This is a genomic window from Actinoplanes sp. NPDC051388 (assembly GCF_055586225.1).
The window spans coordinates 1-22,155 of the sequence record NZ_JBVJIP010000021.1 but is presented as its reverse complement, the minus strand read 5'-3'; the positions used below and the strand labels follow the sequence as shown (position 1 = coordinate 22,155).

General features: G+C 69.5%; 16 protein-coding genes. 11 read left to right on the top strand and 5 right to left on the bottom strand.

The window, feature by feature from the left end; all coding sequences use genetic code 11:
* Positions 1–38: 38 nt before the first annotated feature.
* Both ACZ6TI_RS39045 and ACZ6TI_RS39040 read right to left on the bottom strand, forming a co-directional pair.
* Positions 39–2,507, bottom strand: coding sequence for an FtsX-like permease family protein (locus ACZ6TI_RS39045; protein ID WP_465350295.1), 2,469 nt, complete (start codon positions 2,505–2,507; stop codon positions 39–41).
* Positions 2,504–3,259, bottom strand: coding sequence for an ABC transporter ATP-binding protein (locus ACZ6TI_RS39040; RefSeq protein ID WP_465350294.1), 756 nt, complete (start codon positions 3,257–3,259; stop codon positions 2,504–2,506). The genes ACZ6TI_RS39045 and ACZ6TI_RS39040 overlap by 4 nt, the downstream gene beginning before the upstream one ends.
* A gap of 114 nt (positions 3,260–3,373) precedes the next feature.
* Here ACZ6TI_RS39040 and ACZ6TI_RS39035 point away from each other — a divergent pair, with 114 nt between their 5' ends.
* The 6 genes from ACZ6TI_RS39035 to ACZ6TI_RS39010 are packed head-to-tail and all read left to right on the top strand — an operon-like array spanning position 3,374 to position 12,028.
* The gene (locus tag ACZ6TI_RS39035; RefSeq protein WP_465350293.1) at positions 3,374–3,499 is read left to right on the top strand and encodes a hypothetical protein; all 126 of its coding nucleotides are present in this window, start codon (positions 3,374–3,376) and stop codon (positions 3,497–3,499) included.
* 29 nt (positions 3,500–3,528) lie between these two features.
* Positions 3,529–4,977, top strand: a complete 1,449-nt coding sequence (locus tag ACZ6TI_RS39030; RefSeq protein WP_465350292.1) for a hypothetical protein — start codon at positions 3,529–3,531, stop codon at positions 4,975–4,977.
* Positions 4,974–8,177: a DEAD/DEAH box helicase gene (locus ACZ6TI_RS39025; RefSeq protein WP_465350291.1), complete on the top strand. Its 3,204-nt coding sequence runs from the start codon at positions 4,974–4,976 to the stop codon at positions 8,175–8,177. The genes ACZ6TI_RS39030 and ACZ6TI_RS39025 overlap by 4 nt, the downstream gene beginning before the upstream one ends.
* The gene (locus tag ACZ6TI_RS39020; protein WP_465350290.1) at positions 8,174–9,352 is read left to right on the top strand and encodes a hypothetical protein; all 1,179 of its coding nucleotides are present in this window, start codon (positions 8,174–8,176) and stop codon (positions 9,350–9,352) included. Before ACZ6TI_RS39025 ends, ACZ6TI_RS39020 begins: the two co-directional genes overlap by 4 nt.
* Positions 9,353–9,374: 22 nt before the next feature.
* Positions 9,375–10,841, top strand: a complete 1,467-nt coding sequence (locus ACZ6TI_RS39015) for a phospholipase D-like domain-containing protein (RefSeq protein WP_465350289.1) — start codon at positions 9,375–9,377, stop codon at positions 10,839–10,841.
* Positions 10,842–10,876: 35 nt separating this feature from the next.
* Positions 10,877–12,028, top strand: a complete 1,152-nt coding sequence (locus ACZ6TI_RS39010; protein WP_465350288.1) for an outer membrane protein assembly factor BamB family protein — start codon at positions 10,877–10,879, stop codon at positions 12,026–12,028.
* Here ACZ6TI_RS39010 and ACZ6TI_RS39005 read toward each other — a convergent pair.
* The gene (locus tag ACZ6TI_RS39005; RefSeq protein WP_465350287.1) at positions 12,016–13,515 is read right to left on the bottom strand and encodes a DUF1593 domain-containing protein; all 1,500 of its coding nucleotides are present in this window, start codon (positions 13,513–13,515) and stop codon (positions 12,016–12,018) included. The two genes, ACZ6TI_RS39010 and ACZ6TI_RS39005, sit on opposite strands and share 13 nt — an antisense overlap.
* 83 nt (positions 13,516–13,598) lie before the next feature.
* Complete coding sequence (locus ACZ6TI_RS39000; RefSeq protein ID WP_465350286.1) at positions 13,599–14,522, bottom strand: sugar-binding transcriptional regulator; 924 nt, start codon at positions 14,520–14,522, stop codon at positions 13,599–13,601.
* 223 nt (positions 14,523–14,745) lie between these two features.
* Here ACZ6TI_RS39000 and ACZ6TI_RS38995 point away from each other — a divergent pair, with 223 nt between their 5' ends.
* Genes ACZ6TI_RS38995 through ACZ6TI_RS38975 form a run of 5 tightly spaced genes read left to right on the top strand, consistent with a single transcriptional unit; the run spans position 14,746 to position 20,320 of the window.
* Entirely contained in the window at positions 14,746–15,642 is an 897-nt protein-coding gene (locus ACZ6TI_RS38995) for a nucleoside hydrolase (RefSeq protein ID WP_465350285.1), read from the top strand.
* A gap of 51 nt (positions 15,643–15,693) precedes the next feature.
* Positions 15,694–16,998, top strand: coding sequence for an ABC transporter substrate-binding protein (locus ACZ6TI_RS38990; protein ID WP_465350284.1), 1,305 nt, complete (start codon positions 15,694–15,696; stop codon positions 16,996–16,998).
* Between the two features lie 3 nt (positions 16,999–17,001).
* A complete protein-coding gene (locus ACZ6TI_RS38985; protein ID WP_465350283.1) occupies positions 17,002–17,910 on the top strand; it encodes a carbohydrate ABC transporter permease in 909 nt (302 codons plus the stop codon).
* Complete coding sequence (locus ACZ6TI_RS38980) at positions 17,907–18,800, top strand: carbohydrate ABC transporter permease (RefSeq protein ID WP_465350282.1); 894 nt, start codon at positions 17,907–17,909, stop codon at positions 18,798–18,800. Before ACZ6TI_RS38985 ends, ACZ6TI_RS38980 begins: the two co-directional genes overlap by 4 nt.
* Before the next feature lie 23 nt (positions 18,801–18,823).
* The gene (locus tag ACZ6TI_RS38975) at positions 18,824–20,320 is read left to right on the top strand and encodes a glycoside hydrolase family 140 protein (protein ID WP_465350281.1); all 1,497 of its coding nucleotides are present in this window, start codon (positions 18,824–18,826) and stop codon (positions 20,318–20,320) included.
* Here ACZ6TI_RS38975 and ACZ6TI_RS38970 read toward each other — a convergent pair.
* On the bottom strand, positions 20,313–21,344 hold the full coding sequence (locus ACZ6TI_RS38970; RefSeq protein ID WP_465350280.1) for an aminotransferase class V-fold PLP-dependent enzyme: 1,032 nt from the start codon (positions 21,342–21,344) through the stop codon (positions 20,313–20,315). The genes ACZ6TI_RS38975 and ACZ6TI_RS38970 overlap by 8 nt on opposite strands.
* Between the last annotated feature and the right edge of the window lie 811 nt (positions 21,345–22,155).

Here is a 22,155-nt window from a genome sequence, read left to right as displayed (position 1 = left end):
TGGAATGTGGACGGAAACCGTGGTGGAGTGGCCGGTGGTCACTCCCTGATGCCGGCGTGCTCGACCGGCGGCGTCCGCAGCAGCCGGGCGATCGGCAGCACGGTCGTGGCCAGGGCCAGCGCCGCGGTCCCGCCGAGCACCACCACCCAGCCCAGCGCCGGCACATAGGGTACCGGGCTGCCGGTCAGCGCCCGGACCACGCTGCTCAGCGTCAGCGCGGCGATCGCGCCGCCGAGCACCACCGCAGTTCCGAGCAGGCCGAGCTGCTCCGCGTCGACCATCCGCTTGACCTGGCGCCGCGTCACGCCGGTCAGGCGCAGCACGGCGAACTCGCGCCGGCGGGCCAGCGCGGCGATCACCATGGCGTTGGCGGCCGCGATCACGGTCAGGCCGACCATCACGGCGATCAGCAGGCGATTGAGCCAGGCGCTGAGGGCGAGGTCCCGCGCCAGGCCGCCGGTCAGCGTGGCGGTGTCGACGAGGGTGCTGCCCGGATGCGCGGCGGCGACCGCGCGCAGGGCGGGATCGGCGGTGGGCGGCGCACTGATCAACGCCTCGTCGTCCAGGTTCGCCGCGGTGTGCCCGACGACCGTGTCGTGCGGCAGGACGACGTCGCCGAAGCCGAGACCGCGCTGATAGATCGCGATCACCCGGGCCCGGGTCTCGGTGCCGTCGCCGAGCCGCATCTCCACGTTCTCGCCGAGCTTCCAGCCGAACATCGACGCGTGGGTGCGCGACACCGCGACCGTGCCGTCGCCCAGATCGGTCAGGCTGCCTGAAGTCACCTTCAGGTCCAGGGTGGACGAGGCGGTCGACGGATCGACGGCCCGTGCGGCGATGACTTCGCCGTCGCCCAGCAGGGGGACGACGACCGACGTGTGGCGGACGGCTGTCACCCGTACCCCGGGAATCGCGCGGAGATCAGCCACCGCCGAGCCGGAGAGGCCCGCCGGGGCAACCAGGGCTCGCTGCGCGAGCAGGCCGGCACGGCTCTGCGTGACCGCCTGACGCTCCAGATTGTTCTGCAGGAACCACACCGAACCGCCGAACCCGACCGCGAGCACCAGCGACGTCAGCACCGTGGCCGTGCCGCGGGCGTTCGCGCGCAGGTTGGCCGTCGCCAGATAGCCGCTCGTGCCGAACACCGCGCGCAGCGGCACCTCGAGCAACCGGGCCGCCGCACGGTTGATCCAGGGTGCCAGCAGAGCGACCGCCAGCACGAAGAGATAGAGCATGCCGATCGCGGCGCCCATCGCGGTCTGCCCGCTCAGGCCGATCGCGGCCAGCGTCGCCGACACCGCCGCGGCGAGCGTGATCAGACCGCCGATCCGCCGGCCTCGGCCGCCGCCGGTGGGCTCGACCGCGATCTCGCCCAGCGCCTCCGCGGGCCTGATGCGGGCCACCCGGCGCGCGGCCAGCACCGCGGCCAGCACGGCCGAGACCAGCACGACGACGAACGCGGCGGGCGCGGCGATCAGGCCGGGCACCATCGGGAAGCTCTCCGGGAGGAAGCCGCGACCGGTGAGCTCGCCGGTCAGCCACCGGGCCGTGATCAGGCCGAGAGGCACGCCGAGCAGGCCGGCGATCGAGCTGATCAGCGCGGCCTCCGCCATGATCATCCGGCGCACCTGACCGGGCGTCGCGGCGACCGCGCGCACCAGGGCAAGGTCGCGGCGGCGATGGCGCACGGAGAGCCCGACGGTCGCCGCGACCACGAAGACGATGAGCAGCACCACGTATCCGCCGAACGAGCCGCCGATCTGCACCAGCAGGCTCGCCGCGGCCCGATCCGCCGAGCGCTCCGCCAGGCCGCGGTCCGCGCCGGTGAGCACCTTCGCATCGCCGGCCAGGGAGGCGATGCGGGCACGCAGGTCGCCGACGTCGGCGCCGGGGGCGGCCAGCACGCCGATCGCTGCGACCTCTCCGCGATGCGGCGCGAGAGCCGCGGCGTGCGCGTCGCTGAAGAAGACCGCGGCGGTCCCGCTCCCCGCCACCAGGCCACTGATCGTGTACGGCCGGAGCACCCCGCCGACCAGCAGGTCCACCCGCTCGTTCAGCCGCGCGCCGGCCGCATCGAGCACGACCTCGTCATCCTTCTGCGGCGCATGCCCGGCCACCAACCGATAGGGGGTGAGCGCCGCGCTGCTCCAGCCGCGCCCACTTCTCGTGCCGTCGACCACGATGTTCTCGTCGAGAGCGACCGCGGCGACCCCGGGCAGTTCCCGGATCCGCCCGGCGAGCGCGGCCGGCACCGTGCCGCCCTCGGGCAGGACGACCGTGCTCCGATGAACGTCGCCGCCGAACTCCTTGGTCGTAAAGGTGGTGTCCGGCCGAGCCACCACCAGATCGGCGGCCGCGTAGCGCACGGGCTCGGGGTGATGGCGCAGTCCCGACTCGACGAGCACGCCCATCGCCGTCAGGATCAGCGCGCCCAATGTGAGCGCCAGCAACGTGGCAAAGGACGAACCTGGGCGGTGGCGCAGCATGCGCGCGGCGAGCGCCATCATCGGACCGGCTCCCGGTTGCGACCCAGCGCGGCCAGGCTCTCGCCGATGACCCGCGCGCCCGGCTGCGGCATGTCCCGCACGATCCGGCCGTCGGCGAGCACGATCACCCGATCCGCATAGGAGGCGGCCACCGGATCGTGAGTCACCATGATGACGGTCTGCCCGTGCTCGTCGACGACCCCGCGCAGCAGGGCCAGCACCTCGGCGGCGGTGGCGGTGTCGAGCGCGCCGGTCGGCTCGTCGCAGAAGATGACCTCGGGCCGAGCCGCCAGCGCCCGCGCGATCGCCACCCGCTGCTGCTGTCCACCGGACAGAGCGGAGGGCCGGTGCCGCAGCCGGTCGCCGAGCCCGACCCGCCCGATCACCTGGTCGAGCCAGGCCCGATCCGGGCGGGCGCCGGCCAGCCGCAGCGGCAGCACGATGTTCTCCTCGACGGTCAGCGCGCCGATCAGGTTGAAGGCCTGGAAGACGAAGCCGATCCGGTCCCGGCGCAACCGGGTCAGTTTCGTCTCGGAGAGCCGGGACAGCTCGGTGCCGCCGATCCGGACGCTGCCGGCGGTGGGCCGGTCCAGCCCCGCGGCGGTCTGCAGCAGCGTGCTCTTGCCGGAGCCGGACGGTCCCATCACGGCGGTGAAGCTGCCGCGAGTGAAGACCGCGTCGACGCCGGCGAGGGCGCGCACCGGCTCCCCGTCGGCCGGATAGTGGCGGGTCAGGCCCTGGAGGCGGACCGCTGGTTCCTGTTGATTAAACACACCTGAAAGTCTGTAAACCTTCCGCCGTCCGGAAAATGAAGCAGCCTGGCCAAAGTCGGGTACAGCAGGCGCTACCGGTGGTGTTACCCCCACCCCTTCCGTGGCGTCGATCGCATGCTCGACCACGATCTGCCGGCCGCAGCGCTCAGGATGTTCGCGCGCCGCGAGCGCGGACTCGATCACGGACCCGATGGCCCGTCACTCTTCGCCGGTCGTGTAGAAAAATCGTTGCTGCGCTGAGCACAATGGATGGCTAGAGTCAGATTTCGATGGACACTCTGGAGCAGATGAACGGCAAGCTGCGCCGCATCTTTCGAGGAGAAGTCGCTTGCGGCGAAGGACCTCCCGCTGAGCAGGCGCGCCGATTCCGGCTGACCGAGCTGCTGCCGGCCGTCATCGCACAGGCGAAGATCAATTCAGCGGATGTCGAACGGGAGCCGGTTGACCTGCTGGTGAGCCTTTCCGGGTTTTCGCCGGAGACGACGATCTTGGCCTTCGAGCTGCTCCGCCCGAAGAGACTAATGATCATCGGCTCGGACGCGACCCGATCCAGTCTCGACACCATCCACGACGCGGTGACGCTGCCCTTTTCCCAGATTCAGGCACACTCTGTCGAGCCGACTGATCCCATGAAGATTTACCAGCTGATCCAGGAGGCGGCGCGGCCGGCCGGAAACGACGGAAACGATCGCCCGAACATCATCATCGACATCACCGGCGGCAAAAAGGTCATGAGTGCCAGCGCCGCGCTGGCCGCAGCGCAGCTCGACTTGTCGATGTGTTACATCGACAGCACCTTCGACCCCGAGCTTCGTCAGTCCCTGCCCGGCACCGAACGCCTGGTGATCATTCCGAACCCGACCAAGATGTTCGGCGATCGTGAACTGGACACCGCCATGGTCGCCTTCCGGCACGGGGCGTTCACGGCGGCGCAGGCACGCTTCGCGGAGGTCGCCGAGTCTGCCTACGAACCTTCGAGAGCCCGGTTCTTCCGCGATCTGTCCAGCGTCTACGAGGCATGGTGCGATCTGAACCTCACGGAGATCAGCGAGCGGGTGCAGATCATGCGGACCCGATTGACCGATCCCGGGCACCGCGTTCGTCCCGCTGCGATCCGGCGGCTGCGCCGGCAACTCGATTTCCTCGACGTGCTCGCCGGAGCGCCGGCCGGACATCAGGATGCGTCACTGATGCTGAACTTCTACCTCCTGGGGCAGCATTATCTGCGGCTCGGCCGTAACGATTTCGGTGCTCTGCTGTGTTACCGGACCATCGAAAGCTGTTTCGCCCGGCGATTGGCCGGAATCGCATCCGGCTTCCGGACCGGTGACCCCGACTACCATTTGCTGGTCGAGGACCCGGAGGACCTCGAGAAACGCTATCTTGCGGCCAGCGTCAAAGTCCACGGTGTGCCGGCCAAAGGACTTCCCGCTCCGATCGCGTTGATGGACGCCGCCTTGCTGCTGCACGCCCTCGGTGATCCGCTGATGGAGCGGTTGAACATGTCCTCCGAGAGAGGACTGCGGCACCTGAAGGGCATCATCCGGGTCCGCAACGAATCGGTGCTCGCCCACGGTTCGAGAACGATCGACCCCAAGCTGAGCCGGGATCTGGGAAGTCTGGCGTTGCGCAGCGTACGAGCACTTTGGCAGCTCGAATACGGCACCGAGGACGTGGACGAGAGAATCGAGCAACTCACCTTTCTGGCTGATGCATGACGGGTCGGCTGAGCCTGCCGAGCGAGTGGGCTGAGCGTTATCTGCGAGACCATCGACCTGACCTGTTCGAGCCGGCCGAATTCGAGTCGGCCCGGGTGTGCCTGAGCGTCGATCCGCGCCGCGACTACGGGTTCGAGCTGACTCAGGTGGCGGCCGATCTGCGCGCCGGCGTCATGATCGAACGCAGGTCGGGTAACCAGGGTCCGTACTACGTCCTGCGCGGCACGTATCACGTCGTTTACGTCAATCAGTCGAGCGGCAAAGACAGCGGAGTCGCGGTTGGCAAGGTCAGCTCGATCAAGGATGGCGGCGGCCTCGGCCGGCTGGATCCGGTTCGTCCCGGGGACGTCGCTTTCACCGAGCTGTGGGACGAAGAAGCCTGCGACCTGGATGTTCTGACTCAGTTGTTCGGCGTGGCGTTGGAACTGGTCCGTCGCCGCCGCACGGAAACGGGCCGGGCGCACCGCGCGCTGCGCGCCGGAGAGCCGGCGGTGTCCGCGCACGGGCGAACGCAGGGTGAGGTGCGTCAGCGATACCGCCCCCTGCTGACCGTGTTCCGATTGCTGGAGGCGCGCAGCGCACTGACCGGCCGGGTCGAGGAGACCGCGGTCGTCGTCGCCGCGGACGAGAGCAGGGCGGAGCTGGAGCTGTCCTCCGCCGCGAAGTTGTCCGAAGATCGCCTGGTCACCGTGCACGTTGACGGAGACAGTCACCGCCTGCCACTGCTCGCGATCGACGGCAGGGCCTGTGAGCTTCCGCAGCCTCGCCGCACCCTCCTGGTCGGCGAACGCGTCAAGCTCGTCCAGCAGGACCGATTCGCGATGGCAAAGAACAGGATCGCGGTCAACGCCTTCCTGGACGGAAGGATCGAAGGGAACTGGGATCATCTGGCCGCGCTTCTCACCGAGCCCGCCACGCTCCGGCCGGCGCACCCGTCGCCCACGCCGCTCCGGAATCTCAGCGGCGTCGATCTCAACGACGAGCAGCGCGATGCCGTGGCGGGTGCGTTGGCCACACCGCACGCCTTCCTGATCCAGGGCCCGCCCGGCACCGGCAAGACCACGGTCATCGTGGAGCTCATCCTGCACCTGGTCACCCGGGGCGAACGAGTGCTCCTGCTCGCTCCCATGCACGTGGCCGTCGACGAGGTGCTCCGCCGGATCGGCGACCGACCCGAGGTCTTCCCGATTCGCCTCGCCTACGACGACGCGAAGGTGAGCGAGGACCTTCAGCGATTTCTGCTGGATCGGATCAGCGCCGAGTACCTGCGCCGCACGCGGACACCGAAGAACTCGAGGTCTGAGGTGTGGCGAAGCCGGGTAAACCGGCTCCACGCCGAGCGTCCGATCCTGGTCGAGCACATCCGTGCCGAGGCGGCCCGGGCCCGAGCGGCCAGGCAGGAGGCCGCGTCAGCGGAGTCGTTCCGGGCCTGGCAGAGCTGGTTTCAGCGGTCCTGGCACGCGTGCACCCAGCGGATGGAGGCCGCCCAGCAGGCCGTCGACAGTCTCTCCGAAGCGATGGTCGTGGCGGATCGGACGGCGGGCGAACTGCGTGACCGGATAGTGGCTGCCTCCGCCGGCCGGCGATTTCGCTCCTGGGCTGCCGGGCTCGTCGGCCGGGCCGACGAGCTGAGCCGGCTCCGGAGCGACGGCCGAGCGGCGACCGCGGAAGGCGCGCGGCTCGCCCGCCTGCACCACAGCTGGAGCCTGGAGCACCAAACCGCTCAGGAGAACCTTCGGGCACTGGGCGCCGCCCGCGACGGCGACGGCCGGCAACGCTACGGCAGGTGGCAGCTCGACCGGCAGTCCCTCGATGCCGCCGAGCAGGCCCTGCAGCAGGCGGCAGCGGCATCCGGCCGGCCGGCCCGGACGCCGCCACTGCCGCGTCTGCACGAGGTCGATTCGCAGCTCGCGGTGCTGACAAAGCGAATCACCCTGGAACAGCGATGGTTCGAACTGGTGCGTCCCCTGGAGCCCGATCGGCTGACCCGTGAGCTCCGCCAAGCCGCCAACGTGATCTGTTGCACGACCGCCGGCGTCACGGCCGAAGCCATCGAAGGCTTGGATTTCGACACGTTGATCGTGGACGAAGCCAGCCGGGTGATCGACAGCGAGTTCCTGATCGGTGCGGTCCGGGCCCGCCGCTGGATATTGGTGGGCGACGAGCATCAGCTGCCACCGTATGTCGAGCCCGCCGACGAACAGCATCTCCATGCACTGGCCGCGCTGCACAAGGCCGGCGGCACCGGTGCAGCGGACGTGAGAGCCGCGGTGGACGAGCTCGCCGCGCTCTGGCGCGAGGACGAAGAGATGCACGCGTTCCGGGTCGCGGAGGTCCTGCGCCAGGCCGAACGCTGCGTCGCTGACGGCAGTTGGCCCGACCACTACCGGGACCTCGTGACGGAGATGTGGCGACGGTTCGACTCGGCGATGCTGAGAACCACGCTGGATCACCTGGTGCGGAGTCTGTTCGAACGTGCGCTGACCACCTGCCCCGAAGGGCTGCGGCAGTCCCTGGTCGAACAACGTCGCATGATCGAGCCGATCGCCGGCCTGGTCAGGGATCCCGTCTACCGCGGCGACTATCGCACTCCCCGGGCCGACGAGCTGGCCGAGCTGGGCGTCACGCCGCTCACCTCCACCGCGCTCCGGCATCCGGTCACCCTGCTGGACACCTCGAGTTATGGCGAGAGGGCCCGGCACCAGCAGTATCGGAACGGCTGCTTCAACAGCCTGGAGGTCGACTGGGTGGTCGCCACCTGCGAGAGGTGGGAGAGCGAACTGAGAAGGGTGGGCGCGGCGCCGATCACGGTCAGCGTGCTCACCTTCTATCGCCGGCAGGCCACGCTCATCAGGGAGGCACTCGGCTGGCCGTCGTGCGGCGCCTTCCGCGCACTCAAATTCCGGGTGATCGACTCGATCGACAAGATTCAGGGCCAGGAAGCCGATCTGGTGATCGTCAGCTTCTGCCGTGCGTACCCGGGCCGGAGCGGTCCGCGCCGCAACGCCGGACTCTGGCTCCAGGACATCCGCCGCCTGAACGTCGCCTGCACCCGCGCCCGCCGGGCGTTGGTCCTCGTCGGCCATGGCGACACGCTGCGCCGGCTCAGGGGCCTGGATCCGGCCGAACGGTTCTACGCGAACCTCTTCCAGCTCCTGGACAGCGGCGCCGATGGCTACGGATTGGTGAAGGACCTGTGACCGGAAAGCTGCACCTGCTCGATGCCCCACCTGACGTGAACGAGGACACGTGGGTGGTCGTGCAGGAGTCTCTCGTGCCCATGCGCTGGTGGCGCAACGTCCCGGTGCGGTTGGCGGGGACCACCGACCTCACCTCGATGGAACGGTTCATCCTCGAAATCGGGTTGGCGTTCGGCGCCTCCACCCCAGCGGAGTTCGAGGAGATCACCGACCTGCCGTCCCACCTGCTTCCGGTGCTCGGCCGCCGCCTGGTCGCGGCCGGCGCACTCTCTCCGACCGGCGCGCCGGCCGACCATGCGCTGTGCCGGAGCATGGTGCTGGCCGAGCAGATCGAACAGGAGCGACTCGCGACCGTTCAGGTCGTGTTGTTTCCGGCAACCGGCGAGATCATCCTTCTGGACCGGGAAACCGCCGGGGGCGATCCCCTGCTCGGCTGGGACCGCGCTCGGGTGCGACCGGCCGGCCGGTGGCCGGTGAACGGGACCTGGCGCGGGCGCAGCCTCAACGACCTCCTGGTGGGGATGGCCGGCATCGTCGGGGTGGAGACCGAAGCAAGCGTCTTTGCGGACGGGCTGTGCCCGGTCTTCCGCTGCACCGCCGAAGTCGTCGGCGACACCGGCACCGAGGTGCGGCTGTCCATCGGCGATGGGGTGCCGGCGGTTCTGCTTCCGGGCTTGAAAGGTCTGGTCAAGGGATGGTTGGGAGTCGATCAGGTCCTGGCCGAGCGTCCGCTGGAGATGTGGCAGGCGTTGGTGGGCGGTCAGGCGACGTCGGAGGCACCGCCACAACCGCGCCGGGCGTCGCCCGCGGCATGGCGGATCGCCGTCACCGGCCGCCAGGCCGCGGTGATGGCGAGCGCCGGAAGGAATCTCGCCAAACCGGCCGGCCTCGCGATCGAGACGCCGGACGTCGTCGTCGAGGTGGCACTCGCCTTCGTCGCGGCCGACCCGTCGGCGACCGCCGCAGTCGCCGTGGACGAGGCGATCAATGCTGCGGTGAGCGCCGGTTCGATCGCGCGTGTGGTGCACGATCGGCTCGCGGTGGCGGCCGCCCGTCTTCCGCACTCGGCGGTCGCGGCTCTGGCGAGCGACAGGGTCCTCGACCGAGCCTGGCAACTGGGTCACTATCGCCTCGCCTACGCCCTGCGGGAGCACGATGACTTCGACCACGCCTGACAACCGCTTGGACCTCGGTGCCATGGCCGTCCCCGGTGGCTATTTCCTGCTCCGGGACGGCGGCCGGGCGCCGTTCGTGGCCGCGCCGGATCCGGGGGAGTACCGCCACCTGTTCAGCTACCGCGACTCGGAGCCCAGCATCCAGCAGGTCGCCGTGGAGCTGATCCGCCGGGCTCGCAGAAAAGTCTTCCTGGCCAGCTTTCGCATCGGCGACAAGGCTCTGCTGGACGCGCTTTTCGAGGCGGTGGAACGACTCCGGGGCGGTGTCTATGTCATCACCGCCTGGAACGAACAGAGCCTGCATCGAGGATTGGCCGGGCTGGAGGACGATGCGACCGCGGCCGACGCCGCCCAGCGTCACCGATTCGAGGAGATGACCAGGCGCGGGATCTTCGTCCGTGGCTACGACAGCTGCCACGCGAAGTTTCTCGTGATCGACGACGAGGTCGCCCTCGTCTCGAGTGCGAACCTGGAGACGAGTGCGCTCATCGATCGGCCCGAACGCAAGGTCACCGGCGAGAGCGGCGTCGTCCTGGAGGATCCGGTCGAGGCTTCCCGCCTGGCCCGCTTCTTCACTCGCATGTGGTACTCCGACTGCGGCTGGGAGGCGTCACCCGGGGAGGCGTACGCCCTTGCCCGGCGGGAACCGACGCCGTCACCGTGTCAGCCGGCGCTGCCGGACATGGTCCGCCGGCCGGGGGTGATCTGGACGCACGATGACGAGCGATTCATCCTGCGGGCCATGCACGACATCATCGACCGGTCCGAGCGGGAGTTGCTGCTCGCCACCTTCGCGTTGCGCGACCTCATCGAAGAACCGGACCTCGTGCACGACCGGATCGCGGCCGCTGTCGCACGGGGCGTGCGGGTGACCCTGCTCTGCCGGGCACGCAACAACATCGCCGACCATCGCGAGGAGGCGCGCGCGCTCGATGCGCTCGGCGTACGCATCGTCGGTGACTCATTGAATCACGCCAAGGGCATCATCGCCGACGGCCGGCATGGTGCCCTGTTCTCCGCGAATCTGGACGGTGAGCACGGCCTGACCAGTGGCGTGGAGGTCGGCGTACGGCTCGACGGAACATATGCCCTGGCGCAGGCCGAGCGCTATCTGCGTCACGCGATCGAGCATGCTGATTTCGAGTTCGCGACATCGCCGACGCAAGCGCAGCTCAACACTCGTCTGGGTGCGGGTTGGCGGCGGCCATGGCCAGGGCCCGACGTGATCCGGGTGTCCGCGGCGGAGGTGGCCTGGCGGGAACTCACATCCGTGGAGCCGCCGGTGCTCTACGCCCGCACCGAAGCCTCGACGCGAATACTCGCCGGCGGCGGGGAGTGGGTGCTGGTGGACTCGCTCCTGACGATAACGAGAACGCCGACCCGAACGACGGACACGGTGAACCTGATGAACGGCTGGTGGAGAGCGCCGAGCTCCGGGGAACGCCGCGGGTTCTGTCCGGCAGTCATCGTCCGTGTCGAACCCCCGTGACCGTCCGTTGAACAGGGAAACGACGGGGGTTGGGCATGCGACAGGTTCGGCGGCTGCTGGTTGCGGTCTTGACGGTTTCCGCGGTGCTGGCCGGCGCCTCTGCGTCGGCGGTGGTGCCCACCACGTGGACGCATGACGGCTACGGGCCCGGGAACACCGGCTACAACCCAGCCGAGTCGGTCGTCAACGCGAGCACCATCAAGAAGCTCAAGCAGCGCTGGAGCGTCACCATCGGCGAGGCTGATCCCGGCTGCGGCCCGGCCCCGGCCGCGCCCGTCGTCGTGGACGGCCGCGTCTTCCTGCACGACGCCGGGGTGGCGGCCTACGACGTCAAGACCGGCAAGCGCCTCTGGATCAACCAGAGCTTCAGCGCGCTTACGGCACGGCTCGTGGTGGTCGGCGGCCTGGTGATCGCCACCGACACGAACTGCTACTCGAACAGCAACTACGACGGCACGGTCACCGCGCTCGACGTCAAGACCGGCGTGGAGAAGTGGTCGAGTCAGGGGTCCTGGATGGTCGACACGATCGTCGCCGACGCCGGCGTGATCGCGACCTCCGGCTATTGCGGCACCTGCGACGACGCGCGCTACGGCGTGGTGGCCTACCGGGTGTCCGACGGCAAGCAGCTGTGGGACGCGCCCAACACCGTGCTCGGTGGTCCGGTCTCGGCGGGCGGCCGGATCGTGTTGTCCCGCACGACGTCGCCGGAGACCTGGGTGGCTTCGATCGCCACCGGCGTCTCCACCTGGGGGACCGGCGGCAAGGTGGTGGCGCGCGCCGCGAACCCGGCCGGCGATCAGCTCTACCTGTGGGACTCGAAGGAGCTGCGGGCGGTCGACGCGAAGACCGCGAAGACGCTGTGGCGGGTCAGGAACGAGTCCGGCGAGCTGGCCACGGACGGGCGCCGGGTCTACGTGGCGTCGGCCGGCCGGATCAACGCCTACGACGCCGCGACCGGCAAGCTGCTCTGGACCCGCGCGGTCAACGCCCCGGGCCGGCCGATCCGGGCCGGCGGGCTGCTCTACACCGTGACCGGCGCCAAGACCCTGGTCATCCTGTCGCCGGCCGACGGCAAGCCGGTCGCCTACGGCACCACCCACACCGGTCTCACCGACCATGTCGTCGCGGCCGGCGGCGCCCTCTACCTCACCAGGGGAGCCACCGTCCGCGCCTACACCCCCTGAACCCGGATGGTCACCCGGTCGTAGCGGGTGAGCGGGAACCCGCCGTCGTCGGTGCCCTGCAGGATGACCGAGATGGTCTGCCCCGGCAGGGCGTCCGCCGGGACTCGGACGGTTCCACGCGCGCTGACCGTCACCGCGCCGGGGTAGGTGCCCTCCTCGCGGTACTGCCACCAGCTCGTCGTCACGCGGTCCCGGTCGGGATCCGAGACGTGCGACCGCAGCGTCACGGTCGAGCCCGGCCGCGCCCGCACCGAATCGGCGAGGATCCGCACGGTCGGGGCGTGATTGCCGGCCCGTCCGAGGGTCCACTGGATGCGCGCCGCGAAGTCGTTCTGCGCGGCCGCCGCCCAGCGCAGCGTCGTGTAGTCCTCGATGCCGTTCTCGGCCGGGACCAGCCGCCACAGGTCGGGGGAGGCGGTCACCTGTTCGGCGCGGCCGCCCCAGCCGCCGAGCCACGGCTTGTCCGGCGCCTGGATTCCGGTGTCGAGCAACGGATTGAAGGCGACGTTGTCCCCTTCGGACAGGAAGTCGTAGGGCGCGAGCGGCTTGCACCAACCGCCGGGCGCGAGCTCCGGATCGCCGAAGATGTCCAGCTGATCGCCCGGCATGGCCTGCCCGTCGAGCCACGAGCGGTAGAGCGAACCGTACGGTCCGGTCTGGATGTTCGGCCGGATCCACGGCCCGGTGAAGTAGACGCGGTCGGCGGGCAGCCCGCGCACGTTGCCCGCGCCGCCCCAGTTGCAGTTGTAACCCCAGGTGGCATAGCCCGCGGACAGCTCTTCGACCCGGATCCCGGGCCAGTTCGGCGCGATGTAGTCCGCGTAGGTCTCGTCCTGGAACCCGCTCGCCAGGATGACCGCCTTCGCCGAGACGGCGGCCCGGATCCGAGGCCACTGCCGGGATTCCGAGTAACGCTCCTCGATGGACTTCAGCGCGCGGGCGATCGTGCTGGTGCCGCCCCAGGCCTGCAGATAGAGCGGCCGGGGGTCGCGATCGAGCAACAGCCCGCGGATCAGGTCGGAGCCAGGTGTGTCCGCCGACATCTCACCCTCGAACGCGATGTTCCCGACCCGGATCAGCGAGCGCAGTTCCGCCGGGCTCGGATAGTCCCGGTCATGCCTTCGCAAATTCCCGAACACTTTCGCGTACGCCGGGAGCACCTGATCCTGAATCGTCCGCGTGCCGGTCCACCGCCAGGACGTCTGCGGTGTGTCGTATTCCCGGCCCGGCAGGAAGAACTCGGTGCCCCTGCCGTCGCCGGCCCAGTGGAACCGGCCGCTGGTGTAGACGATGCCCTGGGTGTCGACGTCGTTGGTGTAGAGCAGATAGCGCACCAGCGAGGCGAGGTCGTCCTGCTCCATGTCGGTGGTGACGACCGTTCGCGGTTTGTCGGCGCGCCCGGCGGAGGAGGCCGCGGCCGGCGTGGAGGCGGTGGTCAGGGCGACGACGGCGACGACGGCGATGACGAGTGTTCGGTGGAGACTCATGAATATCCATTCATAGGCGAATCTTCATGCCACCACTGTGAACGCGTGATGTCGGGCTTGTCAACGCCCGGGTCTGGCGAGGCTCAGTCGAGCAGCGCGTGCGCGGTGCCGATGTCGGTGATCAGCACGTTCACCCAGCCACCGACGACCGCCGCCCGGATCGCCTCGTGCTTGGCGGCGCCACCGGCGAAGCCGATCCGGCGCGGCACGGCCCGCAGCGTGGCCGCATCGATGCCGAGCACCCGGTCGTCGAGGTCGTTGGGCACGGGCTCGCCGGCCGCGTCGAAGAAGCGATGGCAGACATCGCCGACCGCCGCCGCGGCGAGCAGTTTCGCCTGGTCCTGGTCGCCCACCGCGTTGCCGCTCTGGCGCAGGAACTCGGACGGCGGCAGGGTCCCGATGCCGATCAGCGCCATGGTCAGCGAGGCCCACTCGGCGGCGACGGCGGCCATCGCCGGCTCGGCGAGCAGGCTGTCCCGGACGGTCTTGTTGCCGACCAGCCCCGGCGCGGGCACGAAGGTGGCGGTGGCGCCGAGGATGTGCGCGAGGTCGTCCAGCAGGCGGTTGGCCCGGGCCTGGGCGGAGGTCACGCCGAGCCCGCCGATCAGCTGCACGACATTGTCGGCGCCGGCCAGCCGAAGCGGGCGCATCCGGTCGACGATCGACAGCAGCGTCTGACTCCACGGCGAGATGCCGATCCGCTCGCCGCCGGTCAGGATCGACTCGAGATAGGTGGCGCCGGCCGACCCGAGCCCGGCCAGGATGTCCGAGCTGTCTCCGTCGACGTCCACGACGACCGCCTCGGCCAGCCCGTAGCGCTCCTCCAGGGCCTCCTCGACCTCGGTGTTGATGCCCTCCTCGACGACCACGACGGTGCGCACGATGCCGAGCTCGGCGGCCCGCTTGAGCAGGCGCGAGACCCGCGGCTGGGACAGGTGCAGGGTCTCCGCGATGTCGACCTGGCGGATGCCGCGCTCGTGGTGCATCCGGGCGACCTTGGTGATCATCCGAAGCTGCCCGTCCGGGAGCGGGCGAGCCCCGCCCCGCGGTCCTGCCGTCATGTCCGGATGCCCCTTCCGCTGCTCGTCGGGATCCATCTTGCCGGGTATCCGCGCCGGGAAGCGAATAAAAATACGGTGCGGAGTTTCCGAAGTATGACGAAGTGATTGCTTGACGGTGCTCACCGATAAAATATACGGTGCTGAATGAAATTGACAGCAAGGAGCTTCCATGTCTCCAGCAGCCCGGCGCCGCGTCATCGTGAACACCGATGCCAAGAACGAGGCCGACGACCAGTTCGCCATCGTGCACGCCCTGCTGTCGCCCACGCTGGAGGTGCGCGGCCTGATCGCCGCCCACTTCGGAGACCACCGCAGTGACCGCAGCATGGCCGAGTCCCGCGAGGAGATCGACTTGCTGCTGCGGCTGATGGATCTGACCGGACAGATCACGGTGGCCGACGGCGCGGCCACCGCGATCCCCGACGAGGCGACGCCGCGGGGCAGCCCCGGCGCGCGCCTGATCATCGACGAGAGCCGCCTCGCGTCCGCCGACGACCCGCTCTTCGTCGCGTTCCTCGGCCCGCTGACCGACATGGCCACGGCCATCCTGCTCGACCCGGAGATCGTCCGCCGCGAAGTCGTGGTGATCTGGATCGGTGGCGTCGGCTACGGCGGCGTCGATTCCTATCCGGGCCCGGAGTTCAACCTCGGCAACGACATCGCCGCCGCCAACGTGGTCTTCGATTCCGGGATCACGGTCTGGCAGGTGCCGTCCAATGTGTACTCCCAGGTCTCGGTCGGCTATGCCGAGCTGGAGGAGAGGATCGGCGGCACCTCCGATCTCGCCGACTACCTGATTCGCCAGCTGATCGAGTGGAACGCGACCCACCACCGCGAGCCGATCGAGTCCCGTTCGCTGGGCGACTCGCCGGCCGTCTCCCTCATGCTCTTCCCGCGCGGCGCCCAGTTCCGCACCGTGCCGGCTCCCCGATTCGGCCGGGAGGGCCACTACCTGCCGGGCTCCGGCAACCCGATCCGGGTGGTCGAGATCGTCGACGTCCGGTTCCTGCTCGAGGACATGTTCGCCAAGATCCGTCGCTTCGGCCGGCAACAGAACCTCCGCTGACCGGGGCGATCCCGCGGCCCCAGGGCCGCGCCATCCCCCCAGGAGAGTGTCATGACCGACAACGCCTTCGATCGGCGCCGATTTCTCGGCCTGAGCTCCGGCGCCGCTCTCGCCGCCGCTCTCGCCGCCTGCACCGGCGGCGGCACGTCCGGCGCACCGAGCACCGGCGGCTCGGGCACCGGGTCCAAGGAACTGCGGGTGTTCACCTATGAGGACAACTCGACCATCGATCTGTTGAAAGAGCAGATCAAGAAGTTCGACGCGGCCAACGGCACGACCACGACGGTCGACTCGCTGCCCGGCTCCGGCGCCGCCGTCTATCCCGACAAGCTGCGCACCGAACTGCTCGGCGGCAAGGGTCCGGACGTCTGGCGGATCTGGGGCGGCCAGATCGGCGCGCCGTTCGTGAAGGCGAAGCAGGCCATGGATCTGAGCGCCTATTACACGAAGTTCGGGTGGGACTCCAAGCTGAACGCGGCCGCCGTCTCGGGCATGACCTTCGACGGCGTGAAGGGCGGGCTGCCGTTCATCGCCCTCGGCATCGGCGCCTGGTACAACAAGGCCGCGTTCGCCAAGGCGGGCATCGCCGCGCCGCCCAAGACCTATGCCGAGCTCGAGGATGCGAACACCAGGCTGGTGGCGGCCGGGGTGACTCCGGCCGGCCTCGGCGGCAAGTACGGCTGGGACGTCATGCGCCTGTTCGAATACCTGCTGGAGGTCTCGGCCGGCCCGGAACTGCACGACAAGCTGCTCACCGGCGACGAGAGCTGGGACCGGCCCGAGGTGGTCACGGCCTTCACGAACTTCAAGAAGTGGCAGGACCGGAAGTGGCTGCCGGACGGCGCGGTCGGTCTGGACCCGGCCGACGTCGAGCTCTGGTATGTGCAGGGCAAGACCGCCTACACGCTGACCGGACCGTGGACCGAGGCGCAGGGCATCCAGGCCGGTGGCAAGAAGGCGGACGACTTCGGCGTCTTCCAGCTGCCCACCGATCACCAGCCGGCCCGGCACTCCGGCTTCGTCGAGGGTTACATGGTCAACGCCAAGAGCGGCAACCCCGACATGGCGGCCGCCCTGCTCGACTTCCTGATCCAGGTCGAGACGATCAAGGCACTGAAGATCTCCGCGTCGATCGTGACCGGCGCCGAGCCGGACCAGGCGACGCTGCCGCTCTCGTACGAATGGTCGAAGGGTCCTGGGGCTCAGCCTTTCTACACGATTCAGGATCAGGCCTTCCCGAAGAAGGAGGCGGACCAGTACTTCGCCGTGCAGAGCGATGTGTTGCAGGGCAAGTCGAGCCCGGCCGAGGCGGCGAAGAAGATGCAGGACGTCATCAAGGCCTGGAACAAGGACTGACCGGTGGCCACCACGACGCATCGGCGAGCCCGGCCCAAGACTCGGCACGGGGGCCTGGTCGCCTGGGCGTTCGCGCTCCCGGCGCTGCTCGTCTACGTCGCCTTCCTGGTCTATCCGGCGCTGTCCTCGCTGTGGTTCAGCTTCACCGACTGGGACGGCCTGAGCGCGGACTACGACATCGTCGGGCTGGACAACTACCGGAACATGCCGAGCGACCCGGTGGTCGTGCAGGCCGCGATCAACAACGTGATCTGGGCCGTGGTCACGGTCGTCGTGCCGGTCGTCCTCGGCCTCGTGCTGGCGGTCCTGCTGAACGGCAGGGTCCGCGGCAAACCGGTGCTGCGCCTCATCTTCTACACCCCGGCCGTCCTGCCGCTGGTCTCGGTCGCGTCGATCTGGGGCTGGCTCTACAACCCGCAGTACGGCGCGATCAACGCGTTCCTGCGCGCCGTCAACCTCGACGGCCTGGCCCAGCCGTGGCTGGGCCAGGACTCCACCGCGCTGGGCGCGACCATGGTCGCGGCGATCTGGCTGCGGGTCGGCTTCCCGATGCTGCTCTATCTGGCCGCGCTGCAGGGCATCAACCCCGACCTGTACGAGGCGGCGACCGTCGACGGCGCGTCCCGATGGCAGCAGTTCTGGCACATCACGATGCCCAGCCTCCGCCCGGCGCACTACGTGGTGATCGCGCTGTCGGTCATCGACTCGTTCAAGGTGTTCGACCTGATCTACGCGATGACCTACGGCGGCCCCGGCACGGCCACCCAGGTGATGGGCACGTGGATGTACTTCAACGTGTTCCAGTACAGCCAGGCCGGCTACGGCACCGCCATCGCGGTCGTGATCACCGTCGTGGCGATCGCGGTCAGCATCCCCTACGTACGCTCCCAGACGAAGGAGCACGCGGTATGAGCATCGCCCCGACCGCGGCCCTGCCGGACGCCACCGTCGCGACCGAGCCCGGGCCCGCCGTCAACCGCAGGCCCCGGGGCGGCATCGGCGCGACCGTGCTGACGACGCTGGCCGCGCTGATCTGGATCTCGCCGTTGGTGCTGCTCGTGGTCACCGCCGTGCGCCCGCTGACGGACTTCGTCGGCAACGGGCCGTTGTCGTGGCCGTCCACGTTCACCTTGCAGAACTTCGCGGACGCCTGGAACATCGGCAACTTCGGCACGACCTATCGCAACAGCGCGATCCTGCTGGTCCTCAAGGTGCCGCTCGGCGTCTTCGTCTCCGCGATGCTCGCCTACGCCCTGGCCAAGCTCCGCATCCGGTTCGGCCCGGCCATCATGTACACGGTCTTCCTCGGCCTGACCATCCCGATCTACATCACCATCGTGCCGGTGTTCGTGATGGCCCGCAGCGCCGGCCTGACCGACAGCCTGCTCGGGCTGATCGGGCCCTATCTGGCGTTCGGCATCCCGTTCGAGGTGCTGGTGCTGCAGTCGTTCATCCGGCAGATCCCGGACGAGATCATCGAGGCGGCCCGGATCGACGGCGCCGGTGCGTGGCGGATCTTCCTGACCATCGTGCTGCCGCTCTCGTTGCCCGCGCTGGTGACCGTGTTCATCCTCGACGCGGTGGCGACCTGGAACGAGTTCCTGTTCGCGCTGATTCTGCTCAACTCGGACGCCAACAAGACGATCCCGGTGGGGCTGCTCAACTTCCAGGGCCAGTTCTCCAACAACAGCACCGGACTGGCCGCCGGCATCCTCATCGCGGTGGTGCCGATCCTGATCGCGTACACCTTCCTGCAGCGCTGGATCGTCGGCGGCCTGACCGCCGGCGCGTCCAAGGGCTGAGCCGAGACCCGGACGGACGCTGAATGGACATCAGACCGTGGCAGGAAGCCGAGATCACGCTGTCGAGCCCGGAGCTCTACGGCGCGGACGGTGCGTGGGCGACGTTCACTCACGACGACGGGACCGTGCTGCGGCGGCCGGCCTTCTTCGACGGCGATGGCGTCTGGCGGGTGCGATTCGCCTCGCCCAAGTTCGACGGCGAGTGGCGCTGGGAGACCACGACCGGCCGGACCGGAACCATGACGGTGGTGCCGGACGACAGCGCCGATCCCTTCCACCGGCACGGTTTCTGGCGCATGTCCCCGGGCGGCCGCAGCCTCGTGCACGCCGACGGCACCCCGGCCCTGCTGGTCGCCGACACCGCCTGGGCACTGCCCTGGCGGGCCACCGAGGAACAGGTCCGGGTCTACGCCCGCGACCGGCAGGCCAAGGGATTCAACGCCGTGCTGCTGATGTCGGTGCAACCGGACATGCGCGCGACCGGCCCCCGCGACCGCACCGCCGACGAGGGCTTCGACGTCGGCTTCGAGGACCTGCCCGAGGGCCGGCTCACGAAGCTGAACCCGGCCTACTTCCAGTACCTCGACCGGCTGCTCGGCATCCTGGTCGAGCACGGCATCGTTCCCGTGCTCCAGCCGGTGTTCCAGGGTTTCGGCTGGAAAGGCCTGGACGTGGCCGGCACGGTCGTCCCACCGGACGAGTACGCCCGCTACTGCCGCTACCTGGTCGCCCGCTACGGCGCCCGGCCCGCCGTGTACCTCGTCGGCGCCGACGGATCGGGCACCGAGCCACAGGTCGAAGCGGGCGGTCGTGCCGTGCACGAAACCGACTGCTACGCCCAGCCGACCGGCATCCACTATCGTCCGCACGCCCGCGCCCACGCTCATCAGGACCAGGAGTGGCTGGACTTCCAGTGGTGCCAGACCGGCCACGGCGGCGAGCACGTGCCGGAACGGGTCGCGGACATGTGGCGCGACGAGCCGGTCAAGGCGGTCGCGAACGGCGAGCCGTCCTATGAGCGGACCGGTCACCCGGACGTCGCCACGGGTTGGTGGCAGGGCCACGAGGCGTGGAGCAACCTGTGCGCGGGCGGCACGATGGGCGTCGTCTACGGCGCCGCGAACATCTGGCAGTGGGTGCAACGCGACGGCGAGCCCGGCCACGCGCCGTTCTTCCTCGGCCCCGGCGGCAGCTGGCGCGACGCCCTGGATTACCAGGGCTCGACCTACGTCGGCCTGCTCGGCCGGATCCTGCACGGCCTGCCCACGACGGACATGAAACCGGACTGGGAGACCCTGATCGCGCCGCGCGCGCTCCGCGCGCCGGGCGCCCTGCACATCGTCTATCAGGAGCTGGGCGGGTGGTTGCCGATGATGCAGGACACGGGTACGCCCGCGGCGTACCGCATCGTCGATCCACGCACCGGCGAGGTGCTCGCCACCGGAACGCTGAAGCCGGGGGAGTCCATCGCGGCCGACCCCGCCCGGCGCCCCCGCGTGGTGATCTTCGCTCTCAGCTGAGCGCCGCCACGGCGAGGTCGACGTCGGCCTCGGTGGTGTAGACGTGGAACGACGCGCGGACCCGGCCCGCGCGGACGGCGGCGCGGATGCCCGCGGCGGCCAGCTTGGCCTCGGCGCCCGGCGCGTCGACCGTCACGATCGCGCTGTCGCCGGGTGGCCGGCCGAGGCCGGTCAGGAACCGGTTGGCGAGGGCCACGTTGTGCTCGTGGATCCGCGCCACGCCGATCCGCTCGACGAGGGCGATCGCGGGCGCGGCGCCGATCCAGCTGAACCAGGCCGGCGACACGTCGAAGCGGCGGGCGTTGCCGGCCAGGCGCATCTCCGGGCCGTAGTAGGAGGCGCGCACGTCGGCGCCCGCGTACCAGCCGGCGGCGATCGGCCGGATCGAGCCGCGGACGGCCGGGTTCAGATAGGCGAAGGCGGTGCCGCGCGGGCCCATCAGCCACTTGTATCCGGCCACCACGACCACATCCGCCGGTGCCGCGTCGAACGGCAGCCAGCCGCAGGCCTGCGAGGCGTCGACCACGACCAGCGCGCCGACCGCACGAGCGGCCGCGATGAGGTCCGCATAGGCGGCGACCTCGCCGGTGGCCGACTGCACCAGCGAGAACGCGACGACGTCGCAACCGGCGGCGACGGTCTCCAGAAGCCGCGCGGTGGGCACGGTGGTCACCTTGAGCCGCTCACCCTGGGCGAGCCACGGGAAGAGGTTCGAGGTGAACTCGATCTCCGGCACCACGACGCGGGCGCCGTCCGGCAGCGAGGTCGCGACCGGCGCGAGCAACTGCGACACCTGCGACCCGACGGCGACGTCCGCACTCGGCACCCCGACCAGCCGGGCGAAGCCGGCGCGGGCGTCATCGGTCGCGTCGTCCCACCCTTCCCAGCTGGTGGCGCCGCCCCGCCAGTCGGCGAGGGCCGCCTGCAGAGCGTCCCAGGCCGGTTGCGGCGGAAGCCCATAGCTGGCGGTGTTCAGCCACCCAGGACGAGCACTCCAGAGCCGCTGCGCATCATCGATGTCCACCCCACCGACTGTGCCAGCCCCCGAGCCCGCCGAAAGCAGCCAATCCCCACATCGTGGTTCCGCCGCCGCCGGACCGAAGCTCAGGCGGCGGCCGGGATCACCCCGGCCGAGCTGCACTGGCGGGTCGTAGGTTCCTGAACGGGGGCGGCCCGACCGGCTGCGGGTGACCGGGTCCACTGAGCTCGGTCGGATCTAGGTCACATCGGTTCCCGATCGTCGGGCGACCGGCTACGGCTGTTTCTGGTGAGAAACGCAGGTTCCACCTTGGAGCGTGACGGAGATGTCGGCGAGTGGGGAGGGGACACCTCCTGCCGGTGCAGGGAAGCGCACCCGTGGCGCCTCCCGGAAACTTCGCTGGAGGGAACGAGTCAATCCGCTCACGCTGCTGATCTGGCTGTTGATCGGATGCACAGCCGCGGGCAGCGTTTGCTATCTCGCCGTCTACTTTGATATTTTCAGCAATCGGAACGCTGGCTCCGCGTATTCGCTCGAGCGCCTGCGACCCGGCCCGGACACTGGAGGGAATCGCGTTGACGTCGAGATATGTGCCAATTGGACGTTGTATCTCGCGGCCAGTCCAGCCTATGCCGGTGAACCCTTCCGCGTCTTCTTGAAGGCAACCCCTCCCCCGGATTGGACGCGACCACGGCCGGCGAAATCGAAAAGCTGCAAATTCGACGCTCAGTTCGACTCCGCCACGGCGGCTGAAGTCACTTAGAGCCGCTAACACGATCTGCTGAATCGATGTTGATCGGCGCTACGAGCTGAAGATCAGTCTCGTTCGGTTCGGTGTGAGCAAGGCGTGGACCGT